Here is an 18,201-nt window from a genome sequence, read left to right as displayed (position 1 = left end):
AATGGTGCCGATGTTTACGTGGGGCTTATTACGTTCAAACTTGCTCTTTGCCATCGCCGTTGTTCTCTTTGTTCTAGAACCGCTCGAGCGCCCGCATAGAAACCAATCAGATTTCCAGGCCGACATTTATGCCAAAACGGAACGGCGAACCGCCCGTCGATGATTCCTTACACGCCTATCCGCTCTTGAAAATCTGGAGCGGGTAACGGGAATCGAACCCGTGTATTCAGCTTGGAAGGCTGCTGCTCTACCATTGAGCTATACCCGCGCACTCTAAACTCTAATCCGACAGTGGTGGAGGAAGTTGGATTTGAACCAACGTAGGCTTAGCCAACGGATTTACAGTCCGTCCCCTTTAACCGCTCGGGCATTCCTCCTAATATCACTATCAGCAGAGTCGAGTAACTAGGCATTTTTCACAGAGTTTCCGGTTGGCGCTGGGCCCGCCGTCGTTCTGTGAGCGGGCTTATGCCGATATGCGTCGCTCCTGTCAACAGGGTAAAAGTGAAAAGAATGCAGAACATTCCACAGCTTGGACAGATCAGCTCGCCCTCAGCCCCCGAGAACCGCGCGAAACCGGGATTTGACGCCTATAAAGAGATATAAATTCTCACATTAAATAAAATCGAGCACGCTATCTTCCATGTTGTGGACAGGGTATAAGCGCCGCATGAATGATAAAAACTCACCCCGTACCCCCAAAGATTCTCATTATGCGCGCCTGCGTCGCGAACATCGTGACCATAAGGCAGCCGCAGAAGGCAAAGTGCCGCACAGGCCTCAACGAGCACCTATTCCGGCCGGTCGAGTGGCGGATGGAACCGTGCGCCTTTATGGTCTGCATACGGTTCGCGCAGCTGTAGAGAATTCCGCACGCACGATTTTGCGTATGCGTGCGACTCGCAATGGCTTTGCGCGCCTTGAAATTGGCGAAGCGGAGAGCCTCCCCTTCCCAGTCGAAATCGTCGAACCTAAAGAGATCGACAAAGAGACTGGTTCGGATGCCGTCCATCAGGGCGTCATGATCGAAGCAGAACCGCTTCGGCATAAAAAGTTGTCAGAATTGAAAGATAGCCCGCTTTTGCTGGTGCTGGATCAAGTTACCGATCCACACAATGTTGGTGCTATCATCCGCTCGGCAGTGGCTTTTGGTGCAGGAGCAATCATCACCACTAGCCGTCACAGCCCTCAAGAAAGCGGGGTTCTGGCAAAAGCTGCCTCGGGTGCGCTCGAACTGATTCCTCATATTGAGGTTCGCAACCTTGCAGAAGCGATCGAAGAACTTCATTCGCTCGGTTTCATGACCATCGGCCTTGATTCGGAAGGTCCACTTGAAATGGAAGCGACACTTGAGGGTGGTCGCGTTGCACTCGTTCTTGGCGCAGAAGGCAAAGGTCTTCGTCAAAAGACCCGTGAAACAGTGACTGCACTGGCACGTCTCGATATGCCGGGCGAAATCAAATCGCTTAACGTCTCCAATGCTGCAGCAATTTCGCTCTATGCAGCGGAACGTTATCTGCGTGCGCGCAACGGTTCTTAAAAGCGATTCAAGTTTTTATCTGGAGCGTTTCATGCGCTCCAGATGATTTGAAGAATAGGACACACGGATTTAGGCCGTGGCGATGTAAGTCCGAATATCCTCTGCTTCACGCTCCACATCCTCAATGCGCCGCTTAACTACGTCACCGATTGAGATGATTCCAGCAAGCTTGCCATTTTCTTCCACCGGCATATGACGGAACCGGTTGCGAGTCATGATTTCCATCACCTGATTCACAGTGTGATGTTCCCGACAAACCTGTACCTTTGTAGTCATAAACTCAGACACAAGCCGGTCAGCGATCTTTTCTTGCATAGACGCGATAGCACGCACCACGTCACGTTCAGAAAAAATGCCCTTTATCCGACCTGCTTCATCACAGACGACCAAAGCACCGATTTTGTGTTGAGCTAAGACAGCAACAGCATGAGAAAGCGTTTCCTCAGGGCCTATAACAACAACATCTCTGCCCTTTGTCTCGAGAATCGATCTAACAGTCATGCCAAAGTCCCTCCCAAGGTTCAGCAATCCAATCTGCAGGATCGCTGCATGATTCTAACGCAACTCCTCCAGCTGCGTTCCAATAATGGTGCGCTTTGATTAGCCGCTTTGCAAGCAGACTAAATTGGGAGACCTAAGCTCAGCGCCTAATCACAGCGTCGTAGCTTCGGGGCTTATCAAGCAGTGAAATCCCGAAAAAGCCTGCGATGAAGCCACCAATATGGGCTTCCCATGCAATTCCCGATAAATCAGCTCCGCCTGTCGAATAAAGACCCGTGAAAATATTGATCAGAAACCAGATACCCACGAAGGTCAGCACAGGCTTAAGTGTGAGCGTGAGACCAATAGGCAGCACCGGCCCTGCAAATTCCGACCTGCGCCCAAAGCCGACACGGCGGAACCCGTAACGCGCTGCAGCCCCCATCATGCCGGAGATTGCGCCGGAAGCACCAACGAGTGGCGTTACGCTTTCGGGATAGATCGCATAATGCGTGAGGCCCGCAATCACCGACGTTAGAATCCAGAAAATAATCATTCGACCAGTACCGATACGGCCCGCGAGCGGAGAACCGAAAGCCGCAAACCAGATCATATTGACCGCAATATGCGCAAAACCGCCATGCATGAAAGAGTAACTGATGAGCGTGAAAAGTGCGGACGGATCGGTAAAGCCACCAGCAAGTGAGAACCGCGCGGGAATCAAAGCAAAGTTCAGCATGAACTCATAGTTCTGCTGCTCACTGATAAAGTAATTTTGATAGATATAGACGCCAGCGCAGATCGCCATTAGCGCAAGAATGACGCTTGGTATGTTGAATATTGGTTCGCTGCCGCCCGAACGTCTCGAATCGTTGGAGTTTCCGCGCATTTCAGGCTGAGGCGTGCTCATCGATTGCCACTTTCCGTCTGCGAAAGACCTGTCGCGCTGATCGCTCTTGGCGGTCGCGCTAATCTGGATATGGATTCTTGATAAGTGACAATTCGTTAAAAATAAAGGCCGCCGGAGTATCCCGCACGGCCTTGTCGCAAATGTCTGACTTTTGCGAGACAGAATCTGGAGATCAGAAAAAAGCCAACCAAGACAATGGCTTCAACTGACAACCCATCAAACTGCTATAAAAGAACTTTTGCAACTATTACTTCTTGTTAACCTTAACAACCAACCCTAGTGGATGAAGAAAGGGTTAAGCTGGCGCCCTCGCCGTTAATACTATTTTAATGCGCTGACCAACGGGCACTGCCCGAAATCAGGATAAAACGGCAAGCAGCGCATAATGAAAAATCGCAGCACGATCGCAATCTTTAGCGAATGGCAGCGACTGGCTTTAAGTCAGGGTAACGCGCTCCATGCGCCGCAGCGCGAACTGATCCAGCCTCGCAAGCTCGGACGGCATTTGTCGGATCTGTTCATTCTTGAAGAAGATGAAACGGGGGACCTGATGTTCCGCCTCGCGGGCACACGCGTTTGTGCCCTGTTCGGTCGCGAACTTAAAGCCACTCGGTTCCTGTCACTCTGGCCTGAACGCAATCGCTCTGCCCTTAACGAACTTGCCAGAAACATTGATTCTCTCTTGGTCCCGGCTTTGAGCCAGAATGACGGCATTAGTCTCTCAGGACGTAGTCTGGCCTTTGAGATGTTGCTGGCACCGCTCGAAAGAGGCGAAGGCGGAAGAATCAATCTCCTTGGCAGCATCGTTGTTCTTAGTGACGTCGCATGGGCCGGTGCCGATCCGCTGGTCTTGGGCCATCTTAACAGTGTTGAACCGCTTGCACCCGATCTAATCATTGAGCAGGAGGTCCGTAAACCTTCCGTGATGACCGTCAATGTAGCAAACAGCACACGCCGCTGGGGTACGCCGGTTCCTGCGCACCATATGCCAGCTCTCCGGGTCATCAACGGCGGCAAAGCCTGACTGGAAACATTTAAGGTCAGCAGTATAAAGGTAAACGCGCACTAAGGTTACGGATTGGCAAACCGCTTTTTTGAGCAATTTGGGCATCAAAAGGCCATAAAGCCCTCTAAAATGGTCTTAAACACGCCATTTCTGAACAAAACATTGCTGAGTTCCGCGCAGTTTTATTCAAATTAGATTCGCATTTTCGCGTCTGAATTTCCCAGCCCTCAAAGTCTTGCACGCATTCTTGTTTCCAACAGGGAGACAAAAGAATGACGAAGCAAACAATCATCGCAGCAATCCTGCTGATACTGGGTACGGCTTTTGCGCAAGCAGCGAATCCAGCATCCAAGTCGCACTGGATGCCAACGGGTGAGCGTACATCTCAGCCGATCGGCCATTATGAATTTTGCGAGCGCCATGACACAGAGTGCAAGATCACCAGCGCTAACAGCGCACCGCTGACGCTCAATCAGAAAGTTTGGCAGGAAATCATCGCGGTTAACGCCAGCGTCAATGAACGAATCGCACCACGCACCGATATGGACGTCTGGGGCCGCGAGGAATATTGGGAATACCCAACCACGGCTGGCGATTGCGATGACTATATGTTGCTCAAGCGCCGCGAGCTTATTGCTCTCGGTATCCCGGTCAACACGCTCCTGATGACAGTCGTTCGTCAGGCAAATGGCGAAGGCCATGCGATTCTGACGGTACGCACAGATCGCGGCGACTTCATTCTCGACAATCTCGATCAGCGTGTGCGCCTTTGGAACGAAACCGACTACACCTATCTTAAGCGCCAATCGACGACCAACACTGGCACCTGGGTCTCTATCAAGGATGGCCGCGAAACCTTCGTCAGCAGCATCCGCAACTGATTCTCATTAAATATCACATTAAAAAGGGACGGGTCGTCATTCCCCGTCTCTTCTTATATCTTTCAGATTCTGCTTATGCCGGTTCCAGGCCACGCATGAAAGATTGGCCTTTCTCGACGTAATGCTTGGCTGACAATTTCAGGCTTTCGACAGCTGCAACATCAAGCTCGCGAATTACGCGCGCTGGCGAGCCGACAATTAGCGAGTTATCCGGAAACTCCTTGCCTTCTGTCACCAGCGCGCCCGCGCCGATGAGGCAATTGTTTCCGATTTTCGCACCGTTGAGTAAAATGGCCCCCATGCCGATCAAACTATTATCGCCAATTGTGCAACCGTGAAGAATCGCGCGATGGCCAATCGTGCAGCCCTCCCCAATGCTGAGCGGAAACCCAATATCCGTATGCATGATGGTGTGTTCTTGCACATTGGTGTTGGCACCAACCGAGATCATCTCATTATCGCCACGCAGAACCGCTCCAAACCAAAAGCCGACATTCTCGCCAACGAGAATTTTACCAATCAGCGTTGCATCCGGTGCGATCCAGTTACTGGCCCGGTCGGCAAATTCAGGTTTGTGGCCATTATACGCATAGATCGGCATGAGCTTTCCTCCATCACAAATTCTTCGAACAACATGCGCTAATTATCATGGGAACGGAATGCGGCTTTCAGGCAATAGAGTGTTGCCGCTAGGAAGATGATACCTGCGAGCACTTTGAAACCAACAATTGTCGAGAAGAATCCCCAGTCATCCGGCCAGTAATAGGTGCTGCGAAGCCTCCCCATCTGCGATGAAACCGCCATTTTTCCGGTGGTTACGTTATTAAAAGCACTACGAAGCAAAAAGAACGACACCAGTCCCCCGAGCACTGTACTGGCCCAAAGCGAACCCGACGAAAATTTTCGCATTTCAGATTGCGGTCGATTTTCAGGATCCGGCTTAATATCGCGCGTTTTACGATTGCGGATATTAAGCCAGATAGGCAGCTGTTTATCTCTGTCGTCTTGCGCCATGATCAATCGCAGATTTCATAGCCGCTGCTTTCAGCTTCCACGGCTGCCTTGATCCAGAAGAAGACATTGCCTTCACCTTGAAGCTTGCCCTGACAAAGAGCGACGACATTTCCCTGTCCCGCAGGAGCCTTAGCGGCACAGGATGCCTTCCAGCTGGCAAAACGTTCAATGGAACCATCAACAATCTCAGGAAAACCAAAATAGATCTCGCTCATTTTCTGGGCCAGTTCGGGACAGGTACCGTCATCGTCAATCGCCTGCGCTTGCGCTTGCGCAGAGGAAGCCACAAGGCCCATACATAGGGCTGCGGCAGTACCCAAAACATGGCGCGCAAATGAATCAATCATGATTTCTCCCACCTTCCTCAATCAGCGCCAACTTTTGTAGAGAACGCTCCTCGGACCATCAAGCCAATAAAAAACGCCCTCTCTGCAAAGCAGAAAGGGCGTTCTGGTTCATCAATCAAGACGGATCTTAAAGATCGACGTCAAGAATAGCCATCGAGAAGTTGTAGGAAAGTTCGCCTTCGTCTTCGTCCTTATAGACGAGACCCAGGAACTCATCATCCAGATATACCTCAGCGGAATCGTCCTTGCGCGGACGCGCCTTCACCTGAAGGCCCGGATTGTTGAAAGTCCGCTTGAAATATGCGTCGAGTTTCTTGAGTTCTTCGGGTTTCAACCGGCTTCTCCTGATATTGAATTGAGGCCGGTTTAATGCACCCGGCATTGTTTGATGTAAAGCACTAACGCATGAGCGGCTCAGCGCATACACCGTTAGTTTGGATGACTAATCGTGGATATAGTCCGCGCTGATGAAAAGACCAGACGCGGCAGATCGTTACGATTTATGGGAACTATGCCGGGCTAAATACCCTCGCCATACATGTGCTCACCAAAGGCTGCTTCGCCTAGCGTCTGGTCCATAACGCGCGATGGCTCGGAACAACCACTTTCCCCGACAACCTTTGCCGGTACACCAGCTACCGTCGCATTATTCGGCACAGGTTTCAGCACGACAGAACCAGCCGCAATTTTTGAGCAATTGCCAACTTCGATATTGCCCAGAATTTTCGCACCCGCTCCGATAAGCACACCATGGCGAATCTTAGGGTGACGATCACCACTGGCCTTGCCCGTACCGCCCAGCGTTACGCCATGCAGAATCGAAACATTGTCTTCAATGACAGCCGTTTCGCCCACCACAAGCCCGGTCGCATGGTCAAGGAACAACCCACTGCCAAACTTTGCAGCCGGATGAATATCAGTCTGGAAGATCGAAGACGAACGGCTTTGCAGGTAATAAGCAAAATCCTTACGACCTTCTTTATAAAGCCAATGAGCCAGACGATGCGTCTGGATGGCATGAAAACCCTTCAGATAAAGAATTGGGTCCATAAAACGGCTGTAAGCCGGATCGCGGTCATACACGGCCTGTATATCGACGCGCACTATATGCGACCATTCCGGATTGGCTTCAAACATCGCATCAAAAGTCTGACGCAGGATATCCGCGCTCAGATCCGCATGACCAAGACGTTCGGCAATGCGATGCATCACTGCATCTTCGAGCGTCGATTGATTGAGGATCGTCGCATACAGAAACGTTCCAAGCACGGGATCGTTCTTGGCCGCTTCCTCCGCTTCAGCGCGAATGGAATGCCAGATCGGATCAACCTGCCCCAACGAAGGGGACAATTTTGCGTTCGAACGAACGGACATCATGCATACTCCAATTTTGCTCATTGCAGACAATTGAACACTCCCGTTGCCCATAAAGCCTGCATTGCAATGCGAGTTCGGCAGACAACATATCTCAAAATGCCGTGCCTTTACACCGCATAAATCTTATCGCTGTCGTTAGCGTATCGCGCCCGAACTCAGAGAGGGTTTTCTTCGAGAAAGGCCAGAACACCTTTCTTATAAATCTTGTCACCCACCGCCAACATATGGTCACGGTCAGGAATATCGAGCGCCCGACCATTTGGCAGCATATCTGCCAACTCTTGAGCACTCCCTGCAATATCGTCTGTCGTCCCGACCGCTACAAGGACCGGCTGCATGATGCGCGCAATTGCCTCGGCAGAAACCAGTTCCTTAGATGTAATGACACAAGCCGCGAGCGCAATTCGATCACTCTTGGTCTGGTCAGCAAATTTGCGGAACATCATCCCGCGCGGATGCGTGATGGTCGATGGATCTTCTGCAAGAAGTGCTTCACCAATTGGCTCCCAGTCGCCCGCGCCCGTCACCATGCCGATGCCAAGACCGCCAAACACGGCGCTATGGACGCGTTCGGGATGCTCGATTGCCAGAAACGCAGTGATGCGCGCGCCCATGGAATATCCCATGACGTGCGCTTTTTCGATGCCAAGATGATCAAGCAGAGCCGCGGCATCACCCGCCATGGCGCTCGGTGTGTAATCCGCTGCCTCATGGCTCTTTGCAGAAAATCCGTGGCCACGATCATCGATGGCGATCACGCGATAACCTGCTTCAGTCAAAGTGCGAAACCAACCCGGCGACACCCAATTGACGAGGCTCGACGAGGCAAAGCCGTGAATGAGCAGGATCGGGTCGCCCTCTCCGTCCTGACGATACGCAAGACGCAGACCATCATGTTCGAAATATTCGATATCGAGCGCGCTCAATTTGTATTCCTTTTGAATTTCAGAATGCGGGATTTTTGACAGGCTTAACTGCGACACTCGCCACAAATGGCCTTGTGGATCGCACTGTCACCACGCTTGATACCGGTTCGTTTAACAGTCCCGGCCAGAAGTTCAACCACATAAGCCGCGGGTCCTTGCGAAGAAATGATGGCCTCGGAGAACGGTTCTGCATTTTCATGGATCGCCGACACATGGCCGGTATCGTCAAGAAAAACCATATCCAGCGGCGAAGGCGTGTTCTGCATCCACATCATCACGCTCCGCATTTCGCCAAAAACAAAGAGCATCGCGCGGTCTTTCGGAAAATCGGTTCGCCACATCAGACCACGCATACGCGCTTCATCTGTAGCAGCAATCTCCAACCCGAATGAAACCTTGCCCTTTGAGGTAACGAAGGTCAGCGGTTCTTTATCCAAAGGCAATAGCATTGGCTTGGTTTCCTGCGCATGGGCAGAAACAGCAAAAAATAGAAAAGCGAATGCGAAAAGAATCCGGCCCATACCCTGCTCTCGTGCTGCGCGTTCGTGCCAATTGCGCAGTCACGGGCGCTCACGAATGGTGCGATTGAGCCGCGAAGATAACAACGAGGTTGTAGTACGGCAAGACTAAGTCGCCAGCATCACCCGGTTGTTACAGAATATGAAATGGGAGTTCGATCATCTCCAGCAAAAGTGCGAAACGTTTTTGCGTTGGATGATGCATTAAGCGAAGAGATAGAGTGATTCTATGAGCTTTGGTGGGCTGCTCAATGAGAAACCGGAATCGCCGTGCCAATATCTGGATGGATTTCCGCAGCCATGAGGCCCTTGTCTCCATTGCCGAAACGGATCAGAACGACTTGACCGGGGCGCAGTTCCATCATGCCAAAGCGACGAAGCGTTTCCATATGAATGAAAATATCTTCTGTGCCCTCACCGCGCGTCAGAAAGCCGAAGCCCTTGGTGCGGTTGAACCACTTCACAATCACGCGCTCCAGCCCGCTTGATGGCGTAACCGTTACATGCGTGCGCTGTGGCGCCATCTGAGCCGGATGAACTGCTGTAGACGCATCCATAGAAAGAACGCGGAAGCACTGCATACCACGATCGCCATTGCGCACTTCACAAACGATACGCGCGCCTTCGAGCGCTGTTTGAAAGCCATCGCGGCGAAGCGATGTGACATGAAGGAGAATATCGGAAAGCCCAGGCTGGTCGGGAACGATGAAACCGTACCCCTTTGCAACGTCGAACCACTTGATGTGGCCGGACACTTCAATAAGTTCGCCTAGCTCTTCTGAGGAGGCCTGACTGCGAAACTGGTCATTCGACACAGATTTGTCCGCCATGCGCTCGTCCCTCCTCTTTTGTTCCGTTGCGATTCTGTCCTGATTCTTGCCCAAAGAATAACACTTCCTTAACCGGAGGCGGCAAGCCTAAACTTTTGCTGTCATGAAGATGATCACAGGCTTTGTGCTCTCAGCGTTAATTTGCCAATTTCTAAAATTGAAAATTGCCGTATCAAGCACCTCGTCGAAAACATATGGCAGCATGGCAATTCGACAACTTGTTTACTTGCGTTTTCACGTAAGCCGCCTATCCACGAAATTGCTCTTTCAAGCCGTGCAATGGAAACCGGGCGGAAGGATACGAAAAGCTGAACCATTCTCTGGGGAAAGCGTTAAATCCTACAACCGGCAAACATGCGAACCAGGAGAAGACTATGCGTTATCTGCACACGATGGTTAGAATTCGCGACATTGATGAATCGCTCGATTTTTACGTGAACAAGTTTGGCCTTGAAGAAATTCGCCGGACTGAAAATGAGAAAGGTCGCTTTACGCTCATCTTCCTTGCCGCGCCATCAGACAAGGATAAGGCCAAGGCAGAACGCGCTCCAGAGTTGGAACTTACCTACAACTGGGACCAGGAAACCTATACCGGTGGCCGCAACTTCGGCCATCTCGCTTATGCGGTCGATAATATCTATGAGACTTGCCAGAAGCTGAAAGACGCTGGCGTCACAATCAACCGTCCACCACGCGACGGCCACATGGCTTTCATCAAGTCACCCGACGGCATTTCCATCGAACTGATCCAGAAGGGCGAACGCCTCGCTCCGCAGGAACCGTGGGCTTCAGCCGAAAACATCGGCAGCTGGTAATCAAGAAAAAGGCCCGGTATCTCGACCGGGCCTTTTCATTAAAACTGTTAGGCTTATTCGGTGCCTTGAATGGCTGCGAGCAACCAGTCGCCACCATCAACGCGGGTGAACGTCCAGACTTCGACGCTTTCAACCGGCTCATCAGGGTTACCTTCGACGACAGCGCCTGTATTGCGGTCAAGCATAACATCGATAGCCGAGTAGCGGATGGCGACAGTCGCATAGTCGACATTGCCTTCACGCCATGCTTCGGAAACATCGCCCTGAAGCAGCTTCACGTCCTTGACTTCATTACGCATACAGCTGGAAGCGATCTCACCCAGTTCTTCAGCCAGGTAAGACATGGCTTCCGGTGTTGCGAGCTTGCGGAGTGCTGCATAATCCTCACGGCCATAAGCGGTCTGGATTTCTGACAACATCTGCTCGAAGCGATCCAGTTCTTCCTGGCCAACATCCATTGGCTCTTCTTCAACAGCAGCTGCAACCGGGGTTTCTTCCTGCTTAGCGCCAAAGGGATTTACCGAAGGCGTGCGGCTTGCAGTATTTGACGGTGGTGCAGCAGTCTTTGCAGAACCAAAAACCTGTGCAGCATTAAAAGGCTGGCCACCGGCGTTGCCTGCACCCGCTGCTGCCGTCTGACGACGATTTGCAATCATGCGCATAACGAACATCGCGATCAGCGCAATGACAGCGACCTGCAACAGAAGGCCTAACATGCCGGCCATACCGCCAAGGCCATTACCCAGCAACATGCCGATCAGACCACCAACAAGGAGACCACCGAGCATCGAACGGCCGAAATTGCCAAACATGCCACCAGAACGAGCCGCAGCTGCATTCTGTGTGCCTGCCGCTGCACCCGGACGATTGGTCTGTGTTGCACCTGTATTTGGCGTCATCGAACGTTCCATAGGCGCTGCATTGTTTGGTGCAGTGCGTGTCGGTGCAGGCGCCTGATATGTACGTGCACCACGGCTACCAAAACCGCCCCCGCCAGCACGGCGAGCCTCGGCGAAATCAACAGCGGCAAAAGAGGCTATAAGCCCAAGGACCATTGCAGCGGTCAGTTTGGTCAGGCGGTTTCCGGAACCCGGCATAAGTATCTCCCAATAGAGTAATCACAGAATATTTTAGTCCGTGATTATATGGGAATTCGCTCCCCGTTTTCACAAGAGCGTGAAGACAAAAAAGTTGAGAAAATTCAAATAGGCACAGCTGCATCCAGAATCTGTATCTGAGGAGTGACTGAACCGTTCCAGTGATTGAGCGACAAATTGCCGACAATATGGACACTCTGACCGATATTATTAAACAAAAACCGCCCCAGATCGCCTTCAGCAACGCGGAAGGCGATCGCGTTGACGCGTTTGCCATCTGCGCCACGCAGAGCAACACGCACATGATCCCGTCCAACTAAACGCGCATCCGCCAATATATGATGCGGAAGTGCAAGCACCGGCTGTGGATGAGCTGAGCCGAAAGGACCAGCTTTCTGCAAAGATTCATAAAGCGAAACAGTCGCGCCCGAAGCAGCAACCGCTCCGTCAATCGAAAGACTCTGATTTTCACGAAGCCTTGCGACCGTATCAGCCGATTCTTCCTCAAGATATGCACGAAGCGCACCAAGCTTGCCGCGCTCAATGGTAATACCAGCTGCCATGGCGTGACCACCGCCCTTTACCAGCAACCCGCGCTCCATCGCACCGCGAACCAGTTTGCCAAGATCAAGTCCGGAAATAGAACGCCCCGACCCCGAGCCAATGCCATTCGCATTAAATGAAATGGCAAAGGCAGGCCGACGCGCCTTTTCTTTGAGCCGCGATGCCAGCAATCCGACGATACCCGGATGCCAGCGATCACTTGCCGTCACAATCACCGATGCACCTGCACCGCCTGAAAGCTCAAGTGAAGCTTCCGCTTCGGCCTCAATCAGCATTTCGGCTTCCATAGCCTGTCGCTCCAGATTGAGTCGGTCGAGTTCTGCGGCAATTGGATCAGCAGCGGTTGAATCGTCCAGTGTAAGCAACCGAGCGCCCAGCCCTGCATCACCAATACGTCCCCCGGCATTGATACGTGGGCCGATCAGATAGCCAAGATGGAAAACATTGAGCGGCTCGCCAATGCGCGAAACCCGGCCAAGTGCTGCCAGTCCCGCATTGCTCTGGCTACGCGCAACCAGCAGTCCCTTCACGACAAAGGCGCGATTGACACCTTTCAGCGGAACCACGTCACAAACTGTCGCAAGTGCCACCAAATCGAGCAGCGAAAGAAGGTCCGGCCCGGCCCCCTTCCCGCGTTCGCGCAAAACTTTTGTCACCTGAACAAGCGTCAGAAAAACAACGCCCGCGGCGCACAGATGCTCCTGCTGTGAAATATCGTCTTCGCGGTTCGGGTTGACGATGGCCACCGCATCATCCGGTAGATCACCGCCCACCTGATGGTGGTCGATAACCACTACATCGGCACCAGCTTCTTTTGCAGCCGTAATCGACGGCGCGCTGTTGGTGCCACAATCAACCGTCACGATTAACGAGGCGCCCTTTGCTACCAGTTCACGCATGGCATCGGGGTTCGGGCCGTAGCCTTCAAAGATACGATCCGGAATATAGATTGAATGCGCGATACCATAATGTTTCAGAAACCGCGCCATAAGGGCGGATGAACATGCGCCATCAACGTCATAGTCGCCGAAAATAGCAACCGTCTCGCGCCGCATGATAGCGTCGGCGATGCGGTTTGCGGCTTTATCCATATCGGTCAGCATCGCTGGATCTGGCATCAGGTTGCGCAGGCTCGGATCAATAAACTCTGGCGCGCCTTCAACAGAAACCCCGCGCCCTGCAAGCACGCGCGATACCAGATCGGAAATACCATGATGCTGCGCGATTGCGAGCGCCGTATTGGCCTCACGAGGCCCGAGCCGGTCCATCCACTTCTGGCCAGTGACGGATTTCCGGATACCAAGAAAAAAGCGTTCTGTTGTCATGGTTTCTTAAAGACACAAAAGGCGACATTTTTGCAATGCCGCCTTTTAAACAACCCTATGATAGCTCTGTTAGAATTTAGACAAGTCCTGATGTCTTGCCTTAATTTCACGAACTGTCTGCGAACTTGAGCGCATGACGATTGTGTGGGTCTGGATATAATCACGGGCGAACTTGACGCCAGAAAGCATATTACCATCCGTCACACCGGTTGCAGCAAAAAGCACGTCGCCCTTCGCCATCTCTTCGAGCGTATAGACCTTTTTCGGGTCGGAAATGCCCATCTTGGCCGCGCGTGCGATTTTCTCATCAGAATTAAGCTGAAGTCGGCCCTGCATCTGGCCGCCAATGCAACGCAATGCAGCAGCTGCCAGCACACCCTCCGGCGCACCACCTATACCGATATAAATATCGATGCCGGTTTCATCCGGATTGGTCGTGTGCATAACACCCGCAACGTCACCATCGCCGATCAAACGAATGGACGCACCAGTCGCACGCACTTCTTCGATCAGACGCGCGTGGCGTGGACGATCCATAATGCAGGCCGTAATTTCATGTGGCTTTACGCCCTTGGCCTTTGCAATGGCCATGATGTTGTCGGTAGGTATTGCATCGAGATCGACAACGCCCTTCGGATAACCTGGACCAACAGCAATCTTTTCCATGTAAACATCTGGCGCATAGAGCAGATTCCCCTTCTCAGCGATGGCGATAACAGCCAGCGAGTTCGGCAGATTCTTGGCGCAAATCGTCGTACCTTCCAGGGGGTCGAGCGCAATATCGACATCAGGCCCCTGCTTGGTGCCAACTTCTTCACCGATATAGAGCATCGGCGCTTCATCGCGTTCGCCTTCACCAATTACGACGGTACCAGCAATCGGCAGACGATTAAGCTCCTGACGCATGGCGTCAACTGCGGCCTGATCGGCAGCCATTTCATCGCCACGTCCACGAAGGCGTGCTGCAGCCACTGCCGCGCGTTCTGCCACACGAACGAGTTCGAGTGTGAGAATGCGATCCAGTCCCTGGGCTGATCCATGCGGTTGCTGCTCTGCGGTCTTGGCCATGTGAACAAAGTCCTGAATTCGAATGAGGTTGCTGCGTCGACAGAACGACAGTGTCGTCACTTATAGCGACAATATGCAAATCTTTTGTCAAAGTCCCCTGCCGCCTGCAAGAGAATGAAGGGTAAAAAGATTTTGCACTCAAGCGCTTAATCGATTTAAGGTCACACACTTGGTTTCATGTCTTGGTCGGGCGTGAACGAACACACCCAACCATTGAGACCAGAAAGCTGAAAGCAACCAGAAGAAGCTTCTGCAGATCAACCTAAAGCTGCTTCGAAGAAAAACTCTGGGCTATCAACTTCGACCAGCTTTTTTCTATCGATTACCCAGAAACGATTTCCAACGTTACGCACGAAACTGCGATCATGTGATACGATGAGGCTTGCTGTTTCATCGCTCAACAGTTCTGCTTCCAGCGCTTCTTGCCCATCGATATCCAGATGATTGGTCGGCTCATCGAGAATGTAGAAGTTCGGCTTGGTCAGACGCAGAACCAGCATGGCAAGCCGCGCCTTTTGTCCGCCCGAAAGCCGCGACAAAGGTTTGGCCTGCATCTCAAGCGTCATACCGGCGCCGGCAAGCAAGGATCGTGCTCGCTGGTCGCCGACATCAAAACGCTTCATTATCGTCTCAAATGGCGTCCAGTTACCATTCAGCTCGGATAAAGCCTGATCACTATAGCCCAACACGAGTGACGGCGTCGCTTTGATGCCCGCAAGCGATTGTTCCGGCTGAAGGATTGCTTCACGAACCAGTGTGAGCAATCGCGTCTTACCCGTACCGTTAGCGCCGAGCAGCACGATTCTGTCACCGGGATTGACCCACAACTGCCCGGCTTTGTAGAGGGCTCGACCGTCAGGCGTCGCAATCTCAGCCTGATCGATAACGATTAGTGCCTTGGCATGGCTACCCCGACCATCAAGCCTTATTTTGCCCGCAGAGCGTTCGACATGTCCTGCTTTCGCGCTTTCCTCGATTTTCTCGGCTCGCGCACGCAACTGCTTGGTTTTCACCACCAGCAAATCACTTCCCGAATTAATGCCTATATTGTTGAGCTTCGCGGCCTGTCTGCGCAATTGCTGGACAGTCTTCATGTCCTTTTCAAACTGGCGGGCGTCAGCCGCATCTATCTCGTCAAGCGCCACACGCGCTTGGCTGTACGGCAACGCAAAGACGAACGACTTATCCGCACGCAGGAAAAGCGTGCGTTTCGTGACCACATCAAGAAAGGCGCGGTCATGACTGCAAACAATGACGGCTACTGAACGCGGGAGCGCATCAAGCCAGTTTTCCAGCAAATGCACTTTCTCAAGGTCGAGATGGTTTGTCGGCTCGTCCAGCAAAAGCACGTCAGGCTCGGACACCCATGTGCGTGCCAGAAGCGCAAGCCGCTGCCAGCCACCACTCAACTGCCGAATGGCAAGTTCACGCAATTCAGCCGGAACATTAAGATCATCAAGCACGATATCAGCACGCCAGCTTTCATAAGCGCGTGCTTCTTCATCCAGTCCGCTGAGCACGACGTCATAGAAAGACAGATCCATCAGATCGTCTGAGACATACTGGCTGACATAGCCGATTTTGAGCCCACGCGAGCGCGTGATCGTACCGCTGGTGGGCTCCCCCTCTCCGACGATCAATCGTAAAAGACTGGTCTTTCCACGACCATTGGCGGCAACGATACCAAGCCTCTCGCCATCGCCTACGACGAAATCGAGGTTTGCAAACAAGGTCTGATGGAGGCTAAGCGAAAGATTCTGAACAGATATAAGAGACATGACGATAGGCCCAATTTGGCCAAGCACTGACGAGCAGTTCTCAAACAGCTTCAATCAACATGCTTGCAAATTTGCGGCTACAGCAATTGAAGCTGAGCCTTCAGAAAAGGCAGAAAAAGACCTTTGTTTCAGTCTTAATCGGCCCTGCACAATTTAATGTTGCAGGGCAAAATCAGGGCCATACTGACGATGACGGTCGTGACGCGTCACATCCATATTACAGCCCTCCTTTTCCATATTGTCTCTAAACCGGACTATTCCGATGGGTGCTTCTTAGCAAAGTCGTTGCCGCCCTTCAAGAGTGGCAACACTATTGGATATAATCAGCCTGCGCGTTCGATACGGATCATCTGTGGCTTGTTGACCAGATGATCATCCTTGAGAATTGCTTCAAGAGCTTTCTTCACAGCGGATTCAGTCGTTTCGTGCGTAACGAGGATAACAGTCTTGATGCCATCACTTACATCGCTGTCCATCAAAGGACGTTGAACGATTGACTCAAGCGAAATGTCGTTCTCAGCCATACGCTTGGCAATTCCAGCAAATGCACCGATACGATCATAAACCGTCAGGCGAATGAAATAGCCGCCCGCATGCTTGCGCATCTTCGCACGCTTATATGGCTGCAAGGCTTTCGCAGGTGTTCCGAAAACGGGGCCATGCTGAAAGCCGGGACGACTTTTGGCAATATCTGCCAGATCGCCGATCACGGCCGAAGCCGTGGCATTACCACCGGCACCCGGACCAGAAAGCAGAAGCTCACCCAGGAGGTCAGTTTCAATTGCAACTGCATTGGTCACGCCATGGACCTGTGCAATTACCGACGAGGTTGGAACCATCGTTGGATGCACGCGCTGTTCGATACCGGTATCGGTCTTCTGCGCAACGCCGAGCAACTTGATGCGATAGCCAAGCTCGTCAGCAGCACGAATATCGGCCAGTGAAATATTGCTTATGCCTTCAAGATAAATGTCGTCGGCTGCAATCTGGGTGCCAAATGCAAGGCTTGTGAGCAGCGCAAGTTTATGCGCCGTATCGTTGCCTTCAATGTCAAAGGTCGGATCAGCTTCGGCATAACCGAGACGCTGCGCATCCGCGAGGCAATCTTCAAACGAAATACCCTCTTCCCACATCCGGGTGAGGATGTAGTTACAGGTGCCGTTCATGATGCCATACACGCGTGAAACCGTGTTGCCGGTCAGTGATTCACGCATCGCCTTGATGACGGGAATGCCGCCAGCAACGGCTGCTTCAAAATTGAGAAGAACGCCCTTATCTTCGGCAATCTTGGCAAGCGCCACGCCGTGCTTTGCGAGAAGTGCCTTATTGGCGGTCACGACATGATGACCTGCACGCAATGCAGCTTCAACAGCCGATCTGGCCGCGCCTTCATCACCACCGATCAGCTCAACGAAAACATCAATATTAGCGCTTTTGGCAAGCTCGATCGGATCGTCAAACCATTCAATGCCACCAAGATCGACACCGCGATCACGAGTTCGATCGCGTGCGCTCACCGCAGTAACTGTAACTTGCTTGCCGCACTGACGAGTGAGCATTTCGGCCTTGTCACGTAGAATACGCAACACCGAAGCACCAACGGTGCCCAGTCCGGCAACGCCGATCCGCAATGCATCACTCATTGTTCTGTCTTTCCGATTCGTTGAATTTCTATGTGGTGGGAAACAAGGGCCGACCAGAAGACGGCCCCTGCTTTGTCCGGTT

At 52.3% G+C, this 18,201-nt stretch carries 19 protein-coding genes and 2 tRNA genes; 4 read left to right on the top strand and 17 right to left on the bottom strand.

The annotated features are described in order from the left end of the window. Nucleotides 1-194: 194 nt before the first annotated feature. Nucleotides 195-268: transfer RNA gene (locus tag RT142_RS09310), tRNA-Gly, on the bottom strand. Nucleotides 269-292: 24 nt separating this feature from the next. Then, nucleotides 293-377 (bottom strand) — tRNA-Tyr (locus RT142_RS09305). 293 nt (nt 378-670) lie between these two features. On the opposite strand from RT142_RS09305, the gene rlmB reads away from it, so the two are divergent. Continuing rightward, on the top strand, nt 671-1,540 hold the full coding sequence (gene rlmB, locus RT142_RS09300) for a 23S rRNA (guanosine(2251)-2'-O)-methyltransferase RlmB (RefSeq protein ID WP_105518651.1): 870 nt from the start codon (nt 671-673) through the stop codon (nt 1,538-1,540). Nucleotides 1,541-1,609: 69 nt separating this feature from the next. Here rlmB and RT142_RS09295 read toward each other — a convergent pair whose 3' ends face one another. Both RT142_RS09295 and RT142_RS09290 read right to left on the bottom strand, forming a co-directional pair. After that, nucleotides 1,610-2,041, bottom strand: a complete 432-nt coding sequence (locus tag RT142_RS09295) for a CBS domain-containing protein (RefSeq protein WP_007875447.1) — start codon at nt 2,039-2,041, stop codon at nt 1,610-1,612. Nucleotides 2,042-2,180: 139 nt separating this feature from the next. Continuing rightward, entirely contained in the window at nt 2,181-2,930 is a 750-nt protein-coding gene (locus RT142_RS09290) for a rhomboid family intramembrane serine protease (RefSeq protein WP_112812566.1), read from the bottom strand. A 385-nt stretch (nt 2,931-3,315) separates the two neighbouring features. Between RT142_RS09290 and RT142_RS09285 the strand changes: the two genes are divergently transcribed. Beyond that, nucleotides 3,316-3,954: a PAS domain-containing protein gene (locus tag RT142_RS09285; protein ID WP_313028419.1), complete on the top strand. Its 639-nt coding sequence runs from the start codon at nt 3,316-3,318 to the stop codon at nt 3,952-3,954. A gap of 254 nt (nt 3,955-4,208) precedes the next feature. After that, the gene (locus RT142_RS09280) at nt 4,209-4,817 is read left to right on the top strand and encodes a transglutaminase-like cysteine peptidase (protein WP_313028417.1); all 609 of its coding nucleotides are present in this window, start codon (nt 4,209-4,211) and stop codon (nt 4,815-4,817) included. A 73-nt stretch (nt 4,818-4,890) separates the two neighbouring features. Here the strand turns inward: RT142_RS09280 and RT142_RS09275 are convergent, their stop codons facing one another. From RT142_RS09275 to RT142_RS09240, 8 genes are all read right to left on the bottom strand, one after another. Then, nucleotides 4,891-5,418, bottom strand: a complete 528-nt coding sequence (locus tag RT142_RS09275) for a gamma carbonic anhydrase family protein (RefSeq protein WP_313028416.1) — start codon at nt 5,416-5,418, stop codon at nt 4,891-4,893. A gap of 38 nt (nt 5,419-5,456) precedes the next feature. Continuing rightward, nucleotides 5,457-5,831 carry a hypothetical protein gene (locus RT142_RS09270; RefSeq protein WP_079211990.1) on the bottom strand — a complete coding sequence of 125 codons (375 nt, stop codon included), beginning with the start codon at nt 5,829-5,831 and terminating at the stop codon, nt 5,457-5,459. A 2-nt stretch (nt 5,832-5,833) separates the two neighbouring features. Continuing rightward, nucleotides 5,834-6,178, bottom strand: a complete 345-nt coding sequence (locus RT142_RS09265) for a hypothetical protein (protein ID WP_313028413.1) — start codon at nt 6,176-6,178, stop codon at nt 5,834-5,836. A 127-nt stretch (nt 6,179-6,305) separates the two neighbouring features. Beyond that, a complete protein-coding gene (locus tag RT142_RS09260; RefSeq protein WP_007875463.1) occupies nt 6,306-6,512 on the bottom strand; it encodes a DUF3126 family protein in 207 nt (68 codons plus the stop codon). A 185-nt stretch (nt 6,513-6,697) separates the two neighbouring features. Further along, a complete protein-coding gene (gene cysE / locus RT142_RS09255) occupies nt 6,698-7,552 on the bottom strand; it encodes a serine O-acetyltransferase (protein ID WP_007875465.1) in 855 nt (284 codons plus the stop codon). A gap of 158 nt (nt 7,553-7,710) precedes the next feature. Next, nucleotides 7,711-8,481 (bottom strand): alpha/beta fold hydrolase, encoded by a 771-nt coding sequence (locus RT142_RS09250; RefSeq protein ID WP_112805822.1) that lies wholly within the window; start codon nt 8,479-8,481, stop codon nt 7,711-7,713. A 44-nt stretch (nt 8,482-8,525) separates the two neighbouring features. Next, entirely contained in the window at nt 8,526-9,002 is a 477-nt protein-coding gene (locus RT142_RS09245; RefSeq protein WP_007875473.1) for a DUF192 domain-containing protein, read from the bottom strand. A gap of 245 nt (nt 9,003-9,247) precedes the next feature. Beyond that, complete coding sequence (locus tag RT142_RS09240) at nt 9,248-9,829, bottom strand: cold-shock protein (protein WP_313028410.1); 582 nt, start codon at nt 9,827-9,829, stop codon at nt 9,248-9,250. Between the two features lie 374 nt (nt 9,830-10,203). Between RT142_RS09240 and gloA the strand changes: the two genes are divergently transcribed. After that, entirely contained in the window at nt 10,204-10,644 is a 441-nt protein-coding gene (gloA, locus tag RT142_RS09235) for a lactoylglutathione lyase (protein WP_112805818.1), read from the top strand. A gap of 53 nt (nt 10,645-10,697) precedes the next feature. On the opposite strand, the gene RT142_RS09230 is transcribed toward gloA, so the two are convergent. The 5 genes from RT142_RS09230 to RT142_RS09210 all read right to left on the bottom strand — a co-directional run bounded on the left by RT142_RS09230 (nt 10,698) and on the right by RT142_RS09210 (nt 18,119). Then, nucleotides 10,698-11,741, bottom strand: coding sequence for a Tim44 domain-containing protein (locus RT142_RS09230; RefSeq protein ID WP_313028408.1), 1,044 nt, complete (start codon nt 11,739-11,741; stop codon nt 10,698-10,700). Nucleotides 11,742-11,845: 104 nt separating this feature from the next. Then, nucleotides 11,846-13,630 (bottom strand): single-stranded-DNA-specific exonuclease RecJ, encoded by a 1,785-nt coding sequence (recJ, locus tag RT142_RS09225; protein WP_313028406.1) that lies wholly within the window; start codon nt 13,628-13,630, stop codon nt 11,846-11,848. 69 nt (nt 13,631-13,699) lie between these two features. Continuing rightward, nucleotides 13,700-14,698, bottom strand: a complete 999-nt coding sequence (glpX, locus tag RT142_RS09220; RefSeq protein WP_200635124.1) for a class II fructose-bisphosphatase — start codon at nt 14,696-14,698, stop codon at nt 13,700-13,702. 257 nt (nt 14,699-14,955) lie between these two features. After that, nucleotides 14,956-16,476: an ABC-F family ATP-binding cassette domain-containing protein gene (locus tag RT142_RS09215; RefSeq protein ID WP_313028403.1), complete on the bottom strand. Its 1,521-nt coding sequence runs from the start codon at nt 16,474-16,476 to the stop codon at nt 14,956-14,958. Nucleotides 16,477-16,799: 323 nt separating this feature from the next. Then, nucleotides 16,800-18,119: a homoserine dehydrogenase gene (locus tag RT142_RS09210; RefSeq protein WP_112805811.1), complete on the bottom strand. Its 1,320-nt coding sequence runs from the start codon at nt 18,117-18,119 to the stop codon at nt 16,800-16,802. Nucleotides 18,120-18,201 lie beyond the last annotated feature (82 nt).

Source organism: Brucella sp., assembly GCF_032066345.1.
Taxonomy (GTDB): Bacteria; Pseudomonadota; Alphaproteobacteria; order Rhizobiales; family Rhizobiaceae; genus Brucella; species Brucella pseudogrignonensis.
Note: the sequence above shows the minus strand (reverse complement) of the source record. Positions and strands in the feature narration are given on the sequence as shown.